The organism is Geodermatophilus aquaeductus, from assembly GCF_900182545.1.
Classification (GTDB): domain Bacteria; phylum Actinomycetota; class Actinomycetes; order Mycobacteriales; family Geodermatophilaceae; genus Geodermatophilus; species Geodermatophilus aquaeductus.
Genome location: NZ_FXTJ01000005.1, coordinates 71,203 through 83,618, shown reverse-complemented (window position 1 = coordinate 83,618; position 12,416 = coordinate 71,203). Strand labels below are relative to the sequence as shown.

The window sequence follows — 12,416 nt, the reverse complement described above, 5'->3', positions numbered from 1 at the left end:
CCTCAGCGCGGCGGGAGGGTGTCGCCGATGACGCCGCTGAGCACGGTGACCGGCGCGCTGTCGACGTCGGGCGGCAGCGTCACCTGCACGTAGACGGGGCGGTCGACCGCGGTCCAGGTGGTGGCCTCGTCGGACTGCTCCACGTACCAGGTGACCTGGTCGATCTGCAGCAGGCCCTCGCCGGCGACCAGGCCCTCCGGCTGCGGCACCCCGCACACCAGCACGACCGCCGGGTCGCCCCAGGCGGCGGCGTAAGGGGTGTCGGAGTCGACCAGCCGCGCCGGCTCCCCGGTCAGGTCCAGGGGCAGCGCGCCCAGGAGCGCCGGGCAGTTCGCGTCGGCCTCCGGCGTCGGCGGGGGGACCTCGACCGGCAGCACCGGCAGGTCCTCCGCGCGCTGCGGCGCCGTGGTGCCGCTCACGTCCGCCGCCGGGGTCCCGTCGTCTCCGTCACTGTTGCCGCTCCCGCCGCGGACGTTGACCAGGACGACCAGGACGACCAGCACCGGCACGACGACCGCGGTCGCGACCAGCGCCAGCCGGCGCAGGGGGTCGGGACGTCGGGCGGGTGCCGGAGGGGCCTCGGCGGGGGTGTCCTCGCTCAGCGGCTCAGATGTTGACGACGGGGCAGGTCAGCGTGCGCGTGATGCCGTCGACGGACTGCACGCGGGCGACCACCAGGCGGCCGAGCTCGTCGACCGACTGCGCCTCGGCGGTGACGATGACGTCGTACGGGCCGGTGACGTCCTCCGCCTTGGTCACGCCGGCGATCTCACTGATCGTCGACGCCACCTGGGCGGCCTTGCCGACCTCGGTCTGGATCAGGATGTAGGCGTGGACCACGGGACGACCTTCCTCGGGCGACGCAGCCGGCGGCACTCCGCCGCCGGCAGCCGGACTGGAGCGCAACCTACCCCAGCGACCCGGTGTGCCCGGTGACACGGCCCCGACCCCTGGGCCCCCGCGACGACCTCGCCGACAGCGTGCGGGTCGTCGGCGAGTTCGGCGTCATCGCCCGGGTGCTCGCCCGCTCGGGCTCCGCGCGGGTGGCCGAGGTCGGCCCCGGTGACGACGCCGCGGTGCTGCGGGTGCCCGACGGGCGGGTCGTGGCCACCACCGACGTCCTCGTCGAGGGGCGGCACTTCCGCCGCGACTGGTCCTCGGCCGAGGACGTCGGGCACAAGGCCGCCGCCGCGAACCTGGCCGACGTCGCCGCGATGGGCGGGGTGGCCACCGCGCTGCTGGTCGGGCTGGCCTGCCCCGCCGACACCCCCACCAGCTGGCTCGAGGGCGTCGCCGCCGGCATGGCCGCCGAGTGCGCGCCGCTGGGCGCCGCGGTCGTCGGCGGCGACACGGTGGCCTCGGCGCCCGACAGCGGGTCGATCGTCCTGTCGGTGACGGCGCTCGGCGACCTCGGCGGGCGCGCGCCGGTCCTGCGCTCGGGGGCCCGGCCGGGCGACGTCCTCGCCGTCACGGGGCGGCTGGGCTGGTCGGCGTGCGGGCTGGCGGTGCTGCGCCGCGGCTTCAGCAGCCCGCTCGCCGTCGTCACCGCGCACCGCCGGCCGACCCCGCCGTACGCCGCCGGGCCGGTCGCGGCCGACGCGGGGGCCACCGCGATGTGCGACGTCAGCGACGGGCTGCTCGCCGACGCCGGGCACCTGGCCGCCGACAGCGGCGTCGTCGTGGACGTCGACCGGGCCGCGCTGGTGCGTGCGACCCTGGAACCGCCGGGTCCGCTGCAGCAGGTGGCGGCGGCCCTCGGCGCCGATCCGCTGGCCTGGGTGCTCACCGGCGGCGAGGACCACGCCCTGCTGGCGACCTTCCCGCCGTCCGGAACGCTGCCGCACGGGTGGGCGGCCATCGGACGGGTCGAGGAGGGGGAACCGGGGGTGACCGTGAGCGGGGAGCCGGCGGCCGACGTCGCCGTCGCGGTCGGGGCGGGGAGGACCGGGCATGTCCACTTCGGCTGACGTGCGGCTGCGCGACGGGTCGGTCGCCCGCCTGCGCGCGGTGCCCTACGACGACCCGGTCGCCCGCGACCTCGTGGCCCGGGTGCAGCAGGAGTACGTCGCCCGCTACGGCGGCCCCGACGAGGCCGCCGTCGACCCGGCCGAGTTCGTGCCCCCGGCGGGGGTGTTCCTCGTCGCCGAGGTCGGCGGGCAGCCGGCCGCGTGCGGCGCGTGGCGGCGGCACGTCGAGGGCGACGACCCGACGGCGGTCGAGGTCAAGCGCGTGTACGTGGACCCCGCCTTCCGACGGCGCGGGCTGGCGCAGGTCGTCGTCGCCGCGCTCGAGGAGTCCGCCCGCCGCGCGGGGTACCGCTCCGTCGTGCTCAACTCCGGCGACCGGCAGCCCGAGGCGCTCGCGCTGTACGGGGCCCTCGGCTACACGCCCGTGCCGGGGTACGGCATCTACGCCGGGGGTGCGGGCGCGGTGTTCCTCGGCAAGGAGCTCGAGAGCGCGGAGGAGGAGCGGCCGTGGGCGTCGTGACGATCTCCGCGTCCTACGGCGCGGGCGGCCCGGAGGTCGGGCCGGCCGTCGCCGAGCGGCTGGGCCTGGTCTTCCACGACCGCGCGATCCCGGCGCAGGTGGCCGGCCGTCTCGGCGTCTCGCAGGACGACGCCGAGGCCAACGACGAGCGGGTGGTCCGCGGCCTGTGGCGGCTGGTGGCCTCGCTGGGCGCCATGCCCGACCCGGTCGGCGGCGTCCTCCCCACGACCGACCAGCCCGACGAGCGGGCCTACCGCGAGCACACCGAGCGGGTCCTGCGCGAGATCGCCGACGGCGCCGGCGGGGTCGTCCTCGGGCGCGGCGGGGCGATGGTGCTGCGCGACCGGCCCGACGCCCTGCACGTGCGCCTCGACGGCCCGCGCGAGGCCCGGCTGCGGGCGGCGGTGCGGCGCTACGGCCGCCCGATGGACGAGCTGCGGCGCGAGCTCGAGGCCAACGACACCACCCGCGAGACCTACGTCCGGCACTTCTACCGGGCCGACCCGGCAGCGGCGCGGCACTACCACCTGGTCGTCGACGGGACGGCGCTGCCGCTGGAGACCGTGGTGGACCTGGTGGTGGCCGCGGCGCGGGCGCGGGGGATCGGCACGGCCTGAGCCGGCCCGCCCGCGGTGCGCGCGCGCGAAGGACCCCGGAGGCCGTCGACCTCCGGGGTCCGCCCGGGCGGGGCCGGGGCGTGCTCAGGGGCGGGGGTCCCGCCCGGGCGCACTACGCGCGGGCGACCTTGCCGGCGCGGATGCACGAGGTGCAGGCGTTGATGCGCTTGCGGTTGCCGGGGGCGACGAGCGCCCGCACCGACTGGATGTTCGGGTTCCAACGGCGCGGCGTGCGGCGGTGCGAGTGCGACACCGACATACCGAAACCGGGCCCCTTGCCACAGACATCGCACACGGCAGCCACGGTGGATCACTCCCAGAGAATCGTTCGAAAGACGGCGGCGCACAGACGGCCACCGGAAGACCGTCGACCAGTCTAACCGCTCGCCGGGGAGACCGTCGCCGAGGTCGCCGGTGGCCGGGCGCCGTCGGTTCCCGCAGGTACCCTCCGGCCGTGCTCCAGGCGCTCGACGACGCCGCGGTCGGCCAGTGGTGCCGCGCCGCGGTCACGGCGCTGTCCGGAGCCCGCGGCCGCCTCGACGACCTCAACGTGTTCCCCGTGCCCGACGGCGACACCGGCACCAACCTGCTGCTCACCGCGCAGGCCGCCGTCGCCGAGCTCGACGCGGCCGACGGCGAGTCGGCCTGGACCGCGCTGACCCGCGGCGCCGTCCTCGGGGCCCGGGGCAACAGCGGCACGATCCTCGCCCAGCTCCTGCGCGGCCTGTCCGACCAGCTCGCCGGCCGCGAGCCCGCCGACGGCCCCGACCTCGCCGCGGCGCTGCAGAAGGCCGCCGACACCGCCTACTCCGCGGTCGCCGACCCGGAGGAGGGGACGCTGCTCACCGTCGCCCGCGCCGGGGCCGAGGCCGCCGTCACCGCCGTCGCCGACGGGCGCACCGCCCTGGCCGACGTCGTCACCGCCGCGGCCGACGGCGCGCGCACCGCGCTGGAGGCCACGCCCGGCCAGCTCGACGCGCTGCGCACCGCCGGGGTGGTCGACGCCGGCGGCGCCGGGTTCTGCGTGGTCCTCGACGCGCTCGTGGCCACCGTCACCGGCGTCGAGCCGGCCCGTCCGCCGCTCGTGCCGCGCCGCACCCGCCCGGCCGACCCCGCGGCGGTGCCGCACCAGCCCCCGCCCGGCCCCGGCAGCGAGGTGCAGTACCTGCTCGCCGACGCCGACGAGGCCTCCGTCGCCGTCCTGCACGGCCGGCTGGCCGCTCTCGGCGACAGCCTGGTGGTCGTCGGCGTCGACACCCCGGCGGGCCGGCAGTGGAACGTGCACGTGCACACCAACGACGTCGGCGGCGCCATCGAGGCCGGCATCGAGGCCGGCCGGCCGCACGCCATCGCGGTGACCCCGCTGGCGCCGGTCCGCCCGGCCGCCCCGGTGCCCGGGCTGCGCGCCGTCGTCGCGGTCGTCCCCGGCGAGGGCCTGGCGCAGCTGTTCTCCGGCGAGGGCGTGCGGGTGGTCCCGTGCGGTCCCGGCGGGGTCGACGAGGACGAGATCCTGGCCGAGCTCCTCGCCTCCGGGGCCGGCGACGTCGTCGTGCTGCCCAACGACCCCGCGCTGACGCCGGTGGCCGCCCGCGCCGCCGACCGCGCCCGCGAGGCCGGCCGCGACGTCGCCGTCGTCCCCACCCGGTCCCCGGTGCAGGGGCTGGCCGCGATCGCCGTCGCCGACCCCGCCCGCCGCTTCGGCGACGACGTCATCGCGATGGCCGAGGCCGCCGCCGCGACGCGCTGGGCCGAGGTCACCGTCGCCGAGCAGGAGGCGCTCACCATGGCCGGGCCCTGCCGGCCCGGCGACGCGCTGGGCTCGGCCGAGGGCGACGTCGTGGTGGTGGGCCAGGGCCTCGCGGCGGTGGCCTGCGAGCTGCTCGACCGGCTGCTGTCGGCCGGCGGGGAGATGGCGACGCTCGTCGTCGGCCCCGACCCCGCGCTCGGCGACACGGTCTGCGCGCACCTGGCCGGCGCCCACCCGACGGTCGAGGTCGTCCGGTACGACGCCGGCGCGGTGATCCCGCTGCAGGTGGGGGTGGAGTAGTCGTGGCGGTGACCCTGGACACCGACCTGGCGCGCGTGCTGGGCGCCAAGACGGCCAAGGCGATGGCCGAGTCCCTCGAGCTGCGGACCGTCCGCGACCTGCTGCGCCACTACCCGCGGCGCTACGCCACGCGCGGTGAGATGACCCGCCTCGACGACCTGCAGGTCGGGGACCGCGTCACCGTGCTGGCCCAGGTGCGCCGGGTGGTCAGCCGCAAGATGCGCAGCCGGCCCGGCACGCTCACCGAGGTCACCGTGGGCGACGGCGCCGGTGAGATGCAGCTGGTGTTCTTCAACCGGCGGCACGGCCAGCTCCAGCAGGGCGCCTGGGGGCTGTTCGCCGGCACGGTCGGCCAGTACCGCAACAGCAAGCAGTTCGCCCACCCCGACTTCCACCTCATCACCGGTGACGACGACGAGGACTGGGCCCGCGCGCTCATCCCGATCTACCCGGCCAGCAAGGACGTCTCCAGCTGGGTGATCCAGAAGTCGGTCCGCCTGCTGCTCGACGCCTCCGGCGGGTTCGGCTTCGTCGAGGACCCGCTGCCGGAGGACCTGCGCACCCGCCACGGCCTGCTGAGCCTCCCCGCCGCCCTCCTCGACATCCACCGGCCCACCACCGCCGACGACGTCGAGCGCGCCGCGGAGCGGCTGAAGTGGGACGAGGCGCTGATCCTGCAGCTGGTGCTCGCCGCCCGCCGCCGCGCCGCCGCCCTGGAGCCGGGCACCGCCCGCCCGCGCAGCAGCGGCGGCCTGCTCGACGCCGTCGACGCCGCGCTGCCCTTCGCCCTGACCGAGGGCCAGCGCGACGTGGGGGAGGAGCTCGCCGCCGAGCTGTCCCGCGACCACCCCATGCACCGGCTGCTGCAGGGCGAGGTCGGCTCGGGCAAGACCGTCGTCGCGCTGCGGGCGATGGCGCAGGTCGTCGACGCCGGCGGGCAGGCCGCGCTGCTGGCGCCCACCGAGGTGCTCGCCGCGCAGCACGCCCGCAGCATCTCGGCGATGCTCGGCCCGCTGGCCCGCGCCGGCGAGCTCGACGGCGACCCCGCGGGGACGAAGGTCGTGCTGCTCACCGGCTCGCTCAAGGCCGCCGCCCGCCGGGCCGCGCGCGCCGCCGTGGCCGACGGCAGCGCCGGGATCGTCGTCGGCACCCACGCGCTCCTGCAGGAGGGCGTCGACTTCGCCGACCTCGGCCTGGTCGTCGTCGACGAGCAGCACCGCTTCGGCGTCGAGCAGCGTGACGCCCTGCGCGCCAAGGGCACCCGCCCGCCGCACGTGCTGGTCATGACCGCCACGCCGATCCCGCGCACGGTCGCCATGACCGTCTACGGCGACCTGGAGACCTCGGTGCTGCGCCAGCTGCCCAGCGGCCGCGGCGGCGTGGCCAGCTCGGTGGTCCCGGTCAGCGACAAGCCGGCCTGGCTCGACCGCGCCTGGGAGCGGCTGCGGGAGGAGGTCGACGCCGGCCGGCAGGCCTACGTCGTCTGCCCGCGGATCGGCGACGACGACACCGGCACCGACGACACCGAGGCCCCCGACGACGCCGACGGCGCCCCGGAGAAGGGAGCGGGTGACGACGACCGGCGCCCGCCGCTGGCCGTGCTCGACGTCGCCGAGGCGCTGCGCGAGGGCCCGCTGGCCGGCCTGCGCATCGACGTCCTGCACGGACGCCTGACGCCCGAGGACAAGGAGGCGCGCATGCGTGCCTTCGCGTCCGGAGGAACGCAGGTCCTCGTCGCGACGACGGTCGTCGAGGTCGGCGTCGACGTGCCCAACGCCACCGTGATGGTCGTCATGGACGCCGACCGCTTCGGCGTCAGCCAGCTGCACCAGCTGCGTGGCCGGGTGGCCCGCGGGAAGCACCGGGGCCTGTGCCTGCTGGTCACCGAGGCCCGCCAGACGACGGCGACCGGGCAGCGGCTGGCCGCGGTGGCCGGCACCTCCGACGGCTTCGAGCTGGCCCGCCTGGACCTCGAGACCCGCCGCGAGGGCGACGTGCTCGGCGCCGCCCAGTCCGGCAAGCGCTCGACGCTGCGGCTGCTGTCGCTGCTCGAGGACGAGGAGCTCATCGCCACCGCCCGCGCCGAGGCGACCGGGCTGCTGGCCACCGGCGGCGGGCTGGCCGACCACCCGGGCCTGGCCGCCGAGGTCGCCGCGCTGGCCACCGACGAGCGCGCGACGTACCTCGAGAAGGCCTGAGGGAGGCGGGCGGGTGACACGGCTGATCTCCGGCGTCGCCGGGGGACGGCGGCTCAAGGTGCCGCCCAGCGGTGTGCGGCCCACCGGGGACCGCGCCCGCGAGGCCCTGTTCAACAGCCTGTGCACGCTGCTCGACCTCGAGGGCGCCCGCGTCCTCGACCTCTACGCCGGCTCCGGGGCGCTCGGCCTCGAGGCGCTCTCCCGTGGCGCGGCTGAGGTTGTGCTCGTCGAGAACGGGCAGCGGGTGCTGCCGGTGCTGCGCGCCAACGTCGCCGCCGTCGGCCTGCCCGGCGCGCGCGTGGTCTCCGGGTCGGTGCCCACCGTCGTCGGCGGCGCGCCGCCGGCCCGCTTCGACCTCGTGCTCGCCGACCCGCCCTACGCCGTCCCCGACGAGGAGGTGCGCGGCGTGCTCGCCGCGCTGGTCACGGGCGGGTGGCTCGCCCCGGACGCGGTCGTCGTCGTCGAGCGGTCCTCCCGCGGGGAGCCGTTCGGGTGGCCGACACCCCTCACCGGGATCCGCGACCGCCGCTACGGAGAGGCCCTGCTCCGGTACGGTCGCCTCCCGTGAGGCGAGCGGTGTGTCCCGGGTCCTTCGACCCGGTGACCAACGGCCACGTCGACGTCATCGCCCGGGCCGCCGCGCTCTACGACGAACTCGTGGTCGCCGTGCTGGTCAACCCCGGCAAGGCCGGGCTGTTCACCGTCGACGAGCGCATGGAACTGCTGCGCGAGGCGGTCGCCGACCTGCCGAACGTCGTCGTCGACAGCTTCAGCGGCCTGCTGGTCGACTACTGCCTGGCCCACGACATCCCGGTGGTGGTCAAGGGCCTGCGGGCGGTCGGCGACTTCGAGTACGAGCTGCAGATGGCGCAGATGAACCGCGAGCTGGCCGGCATCGAGACGCTGTTCGTGCCCACCGCCCCGCAGGTCGGGCACCTGTCCTCCAGCCTGGTCAAGCAGATCGCGACCTTCGGCGGCGACGTCTCCCGCCTGGTGCCCAAGGGCGTCCTCGACCGGCTCCTGGCCAAGCGGGCAGAGTCGTGACCGAGGTCGTGTACCGGCTCTACGAGACCGTCGACGAGCTCAGCCGGGTCATCGAGAACGCCCGCAGCGTGCCCATGTCGGGCTCGTGCATGGTGCCGCGCGACCACCTGCTCGACCTGCTCGACGACCTGCGGGAGAACCTGCCCGACGAGGTGCACGCCGCCGGCGCGATCGTCGAGCAGCGCACCGAGATCCTCGAGCAGGCGCAGGCCGAGGCCGAGCAGCTCACCGGCCGCACGCGCGAGGAGGCCGACCGGCTGGTCGCCGCCGCGCGCCGCCAGCGCGAGGAGGTCCTGGGCACCGCCCGCCGGCAGCGCGACGAGATCCTCGCCCGCGCCCAGGCCGAGGCCGAGGGCCTGCTGGCCCAGGCCGAGGCGGAGGCCGACCGGCTGGTCGCCGAGGCGCAGGCCCACCACGAGGCGGTGCTCGCCGACGCGCAGGCGCAGCAGGCGGAGATGCTCGCCGCCGCGCAGGCCGAGCACGAGCGGCTGGTCACCGAGACCGAGGTCTACCGCGGCGCGGTGAGCCGCTCCGACGAGCTCGGCGCGCAGACCGTCGCCGAGGTCAACCGGATGCGCGCCGAGGTCGACGAGTACGTCGACACCCGGCTGGCCGACTTCGGCACCACCCTCGAGCGGATGCTGCGCTCGGTCGAGAAGGCGCGCGAGACCCTCCGCGAGCCCTAGAAGGACCCCGCTGCCCCCCACGCCTCGCTGACGCTCGGCGCGGGACCCTGCAGCGGGGCCGCCTCCGGTCCCTCACCGGGGCGGACGGCGACTGGCGCGGATCGGGTAGTCTCGGTTGCTGGTCCACCGGTGACCTCCCCGGACCGGATCCCCTCCCACTGACGACCGCGAGTACCGACATGTCTGCCGCACCGCACCGCTCAGGCGCCGCGTCCCCGGACGCCCGGCGTCCCGCCGTCAATCCCTGGGCCGTGGAACTGCGCGAGCTCGGCCGCCGCGCCGGCTCGATGCAGGAGCTCGACCGCACCCTGCCCGCGCCCGCGGGCTGGCGGCTCGAGCTGATCGGCGTGCCCGAGGGCGCACCGGTGCACCTGCGGCTGCGCCTGGAGTCGGTCATGGAGGGCGTGCTCGTCTCCGGCGACGTCGAGGTGCCCGTCGAGGGCCAGTGCGCGCGCTGCCTGGACCCGGTCGAGGACACCCTCGAGCTCGACGTCCAGGAGCTCTACGCCTACTCGGGCAGCACCACGGAGGCCACCAGCGAGGAGGACGAGGTCCGCCTCGTCGAGGGTGAGCGCATCGACCTCGAGCCGATGGTCCGCGACACCGTCGTCCTGGCCCTGCCCCTCTCGCCCACCTGCTCCGAGGACTGTGCCGGCCTGTGCTCCGGCTGCGGCCAGCGCCTCGACGACCTGCCGGACGACCACTCCCACGAGCTGGTCGACCCCCGCTGGGCCGGCCTCGCCGGCCGTTTCACCACCGGAGCGGTCACCGACCGTCCGGGCGACCCTGAGGAGAACTGACCGTGGCCGTCCCGAAGCGGAAGATGTCCCGCGCCAACACCCGCGCCCGCCGGTCGCAGTGGAAGGCGACCGCCCCCACGCTCTCGCCGTGCCCGAACCGCGCCTGCGGCCAGCTCAAGCCGCCGCACCAGGCCTGCCCGAACTGCGGCCAGCACGCCGGCCGTCAGGTCCTGTCGGTCTGACCCGGCACTGACCCGGACACCTGGGGTGGGCAGCGGTACCCGCACGCCGGTGATCCCCGACGGCGGCTCGCCGGCGGGGCAGGCCCACGCCGACCGCGCGGCCGCCTGGCTGCTCGACGCCCTCGGCGTCGAGCTGCCCGGCGGCCTGCTGGCGTTGGCGCTGACCCACCGCTCGTACGCGTACGAGAACGGTGGCCTGCCGACGAACGAGCGCCTGGAGTTCCTGGGTGACGCGGTCCTCGGCCTGGTCGTCACCGACGAGCTCTACCGCAGCCAGCCCGACCTCCCCGAGGGGCGGCTGGCCAAGCTGCGCGCCTCGGTGGTCAACATGACCTCGCTGGCCGGCGTCGCCCGGCGGCTGGGTGCCGGGGGCCTCGGCCCGCACCTGCTGCTCGGCCGCGGCGAGGAGACCACCGGGGGCCGGGAGAAGGACTCGATCCTCGCCGACGCCCTCGAGGCGCTCATCGGCGCGTGCCACCTGGGCCTGGGGCTCCCCGCGGCCGGCGCGATCGTGCACCGCCTGTTCGACCCGCTGCTGGTGGAGTCCGCAACCCGCGGCGCCGGCCTGGACTGGAAGACCAGCCTCCAGGAGCTCGGCGCCGCCCACGGCCTGGGCGCGCCCGTCTACGACGTCACCGACGAGGGCCCGCCGCACGCCAAGACCTTCACCGCCGCCGTGTCGCTGGCCGGCGTCGTGCGCGGCCGCGGCAGCGGGCGCACGAAGAAGGCCGCCGAGCAGGAGGCCGCCGAGGCCGCGTGGCACGCCGTCTCCGCCGGCGGGCCGTCCGCCGGCCGGACCCCCGCCGGGGGCTGAGCCGTGCCCGAGCTGCCCGAGGTCGAGGTGGTGCGGCGCGGCCTGGAGCGCTGGGTCGCCGGGCGCACCGTGGCCGCCGTCGAGGTGCACCACCCGCGTGCGGTCCGCCGGCACCTCGAGGGGACCGACCACTTCGTCGCCGCGCTCACCGGCCGCACCCTCACCGCCGCGCACCGCCGCGGCAAGTACCTGTGGCTGCCGCTGGCCGAGCCCGACGGCACGCCCGCGGGCCGGGCGCTCGTCGGTCACCTCGGCATGAGCGGGCAGCTGCTGGTGGAGAAGCCGTCCCAGCCCGACGAGACCCACCTGCGCGCCCGGTTCACCTTCACCGACGGCGGCCGCGAGCTGCGCTTCGTCGACCAGCGCACCTTCGGCGGGCTGGCGGTCGAGGAGGCCGACGGCGAGCGCATCCCGCAGCGCCTGGCGCACATCGCCATCGACCCGCTGGACCCCTCCTTCGACGAGGCGGCCTTCACCGCGGCGCTGCGGCGGCGGCGCACCGAGGTCAAGCGGGCGCTGCTGGACCAGACGCTGATCGGCGGCGTCGGCAACATCTACGCCGACGAGTCGCTGTGGCGGGCCCGCCTGCACGGCACCCGGCCCACCGACAGGCTGGCCAGCGCCCAGGTCGCCGACCTGCTCGACGGCGTGCGCAGCGTGCTGGGGGAGGCGCTGGCGCAGGGCGGCACCTCGTTCGACTCCCTCTACGTCGACGTCAACGGTCAGAGCGGCTACTTCTCCCGGTTCCTCGCCGTCTACGGCCAGGCCGATCGCCCCTGCCCCCGCTGCGGGACGCCGATCGTCCGCGAGTCGTTCATGAACCGGTCGAGCTACAGCTGCCCGACCTGCCAGCCCCGGCCGAGGAGCCGCAGGTCGTGACCGATGTCCGGGTGTCCGTATCGGTCTCCGGGCACGTGCAGGGCGTCGGCTACCGCTGGTTCGTCCGCGGCCTGGCCGAGGACGCCGGACTGGCCGGATCGGCGCGCAACCTGCCCGACGGCCGCGTCGAGGTCGAGCTCGAGGGACCGGCCGACGACGTCCGCGCCGTCGTCGCCGCGCTCGACGGACCGGGCGCCCCCGGCCGGGTGACCGGCGTGGTGACGGAGGACCGCCCGGTACAGGGGGGACACGGCTTCACCACCGCGTGACGAAGACGACATCCCCCCGACACGGCGACGCCCTGCTCCTGCCGTTGACCTGCGTGTCCGGGGGTGTCACCCTGGGGACACCGAGCCCGCGCCGACCGACCTCCCGGGGCGGCGGGCACCCCCTCTCGCTGTCGGAAAGGCCGTTTTCGCCATGGCCAAGGCCCTCTTCGGTTCCGTCGTATCGCCCGCGGAGCTCCGCGTGATGGACGAGAACGCGGCCCTGCGCGCCAAGGTGCGCCGCCTGGAGCAGGAGCTGACCGAGCTGCGGGCCCAGCGCGACGCCGTCATCGCCCACGAGCTGCTCAGCCTGACCCACGACAAGGCCGAGCCGGCCCTGGCGTAAGCGCCCCGCCCGTCCTCCCCGCCTCGTCCGTCCCGGCCTCCTGCGCCGGC

The 12,416-nt window shown here is 76.5% G+C and carries 17 protein-coding genes; 14 read left to right on the top strand and 3 right to left on the bottom strand.

Translation table 11 applies throughout. The features are described from left to right. Positions 1–2 precede the first annotated feature (2 nt). Positions 3–509: a DUF3515 domain-containing protein gene (locus FN207_RS13865; protein WP_246066043.1), complete on the bottom strand. Its 507-nt coding sequence runs from the start codon at positions 507–509 to the stop codon at positions 3–5. A 97-nt stretch (positions 510–606) separates the two neighbouring features. Beyond that, positions 607–840, bottom strand: coding sequence for an Lrp/AsnC ligand binding domain-containing protein (locus FN207_RS13860; RefSeq protein WP_110005665.1), 234 nt, complete (start codon positions 838–840; stop codon positions 607–609). A gap of 92 nt (positions 841–932) precedes the next feature. Here FN207_RS13860 and FN207_RS13855 point away from each other — a divergent pair, with 92 nt between their 5' ends. From FN207_RS13855 to FN207_RS13845, 3 genes are read left to right on the top strand one after another with little or no spacing between them, the layout of a single operon-like run. After that, positions 933–1,967, top strand: a complete 1,035-nt coding sequence (locus FN207_RS13855; RefSeq protein WP_142459095.1) for a thiamine-phosphate kinase — start codon at positions 933–935, stop codon at positions 1,965–1,967. Further along, positions 1,951–2,487, top strand: coding sequence for a GNAT family N-acetyltransferase (locus FN207_RS13850; protein ID WP_142459094.1), 537 nt, complete (start codon positions 1,951–1,953; stop codon positions 2,485–2,487). Before FN207_RS13855 ends, FN207_RS13850 begins: the two co-directional genes overlap by 17 nt. Continuing rightward, positions 2,475–3,104 (top strand): cytidylate kinase-like family protein, encoded by a 630-nt coding sequence (locus FN207_RS13845; RefSeq protein ID WP_142459093.1) that lies wholly within the window; start codon positions 2,475–2,477, stop codon positions 3,102–3,104. The genes FN207_RS13850 and FN207_RS13845 overlap by 13 nt, the downstream gene beginning before the upstream one ends. 112 nt (positions 3,105–3,216) lie before the next feature. On the opposite strand, the gene rpmB is transcribed toward FN207_RS13845, so the two are convergent. Further along, positions 3,217–3,399, bottom strand: a complete 183-nt coding sequence (gene rpmB / locus FN207_RS13840; RefSeq protein WP_425459849.1) for a 50S ribosomal protein L28 — start codon at positions 3,397–3,399, stop codon at positions 3,217–3,219. Between the two features lie 159 nt (positions 3,400–3,558). On the opposite strand from rpmB, the gene FN207_RS13835 reads away from it, so the two are divergent. From FN207_RS13835 to FN207_RS13785, 11 genes are all read left to right on the top strand, one after another. Then, positions 3,559–5,151: a DAK2 domain-containing protein gene (locus tag FN207_RS13835; protein WP_142459092.1), complete on the top strand. Its 1,593-nt coding sequence runs from the start codon at positions 3,559–3,561 to the stop codon at positions 5,149–5,151. A gap of 2 nt (positions 5,152–5,153) precedes the next feature. Next, a complete protein-coding gene (recG, locus tag FN207_RS13830; protein WP_142459091.1) occupies positions 5,154–7,349 on the top strand; it encodes an ATP-dependent DNA helicase RecG in 2,196 nt (731 codons plus the stop codon). A gap of 13 nt (positions 7,350–7,362) precedes the next feature. Next, entirely contained in the window at positions 7,363–7,917 is a 555-nt protein-coding gene (rsmD, locus tag FN207_RS13825; RefSeq protein ID WP_142459090.1) for a 16S rRNA (guanine(966)-N(2))-methyltransferase RsmD, read from the top strand. Continuing rightward, positions 7,914–8,393 (top strand): pantetheine-phosphate adenylyltransferase, encoded by a 480-nt coding sequence (coaD, locus tag FN207_RS13820; RefSeq protein ID WP_142459089.1) that lies wholly within the window; start codon positions 7,914–7,916, stop codon positions 8,391–8,393. Before rsmD ends, coaD begins: the two co-directional genes overlap by 4 nt. Beyond that, positions 8,390–9,079: an SPFH domain-containing protein gene (locus FN207_RS13815; RefSeq protein WP_142459088.1), complete on the top strand. Its 690-nt coding sequence runs from the start codon at positions 8,390–8,392 to the stop codon at positions 9,077–9,079. The genes coaD and FN207_RS13815 overlap by 4 nt, the downstream gene beginning before the upstream one ends. Before the next feature lie 251 nt (positions 9,080–9,330). After that, on the top strand, positions 9,331–9,879 hold the full coding sequence (locus FN207_RS13810; RefSeq protein ID WP_246066041.1) for a YceD family protein: 549 nt from the start codon (positions 9,331–9,333) through the stop codon (positions 9,877–9,879). Between the two features lie 2 nt (positions 9,880–9,881). Then, complete coding sequence (gene rpmF / locus FN207_RS13805) at positions 9,882–10,061, top strand: 50S ribosomal protein L32 (RefSeq protein ID WP_110905337.1); 180 nt, start codon at positions 9,882–9,884, stop codon at positions 10,059–10,061. A 25-nt stretch (positions 10,062–10,086) separates the two neighbouring features. Further along, positions 10,087–10,875 (top strand): ribonuclease III, encoded by a 789-nt coding sequence (gene rnc / locus FN207_RS13800; RefSeq protein WP_246066039.1) that lies wholly within the window; start codon positions 10,087–10,089, stop codon positions 10,873–10,875. Between the two features lie 3 nt (positions 10,876–10,878). Further along, positions 10,879–11,754, top strand: coding sequence for a bifunctional DNA-formamidopyrimidine glycosylase/DNA-(apurinic or apyrimidinic site) lyase (gene mutM, locus FN207_RS13795; RefSeq protein ID WP_142459086.1), 876 nt, complete (start codon positions 10,879–10,881; stop codon positions 11,752–11,754). Continuing rightward, a complete protein-coding gene (locus tag FN207_RS13790) occupies positions 11,751–12,023 on the top strand; it encodes an acylphosphatase (RefSeq protein WP_142459085.1) in 273 nt (90 codons plus the stop codon). The genes mutM and FN207_RS13790 overlap by 4 nt, the downstream gene beginning before the upstream one ends. 199 nt (positions 12,024–12,222) lie before the next feature. Next, on the top strand, positions 12,223–12,366 hold the full coding sequence (locus tag FN207_RS13785; RefSeq protein WP_246066038.1) for a hypothetical protein: 144 nt from the start codon (positions 12,223–12,225) through the stop codon (positions 12,364–12,366). The last annotated feature ends 50 nt before the right edge of the window (positions 12,367–12,416 follow it).

Coding starts and splice junctions, on each gene's coding strand:
- FN207_RS13850 (WP_142459094.1), top strand. CDS start 1,951: ATGTCCACTTCGGCTGACGTGCGGCTGCGCGACGGGTCGGTCGCCCGC.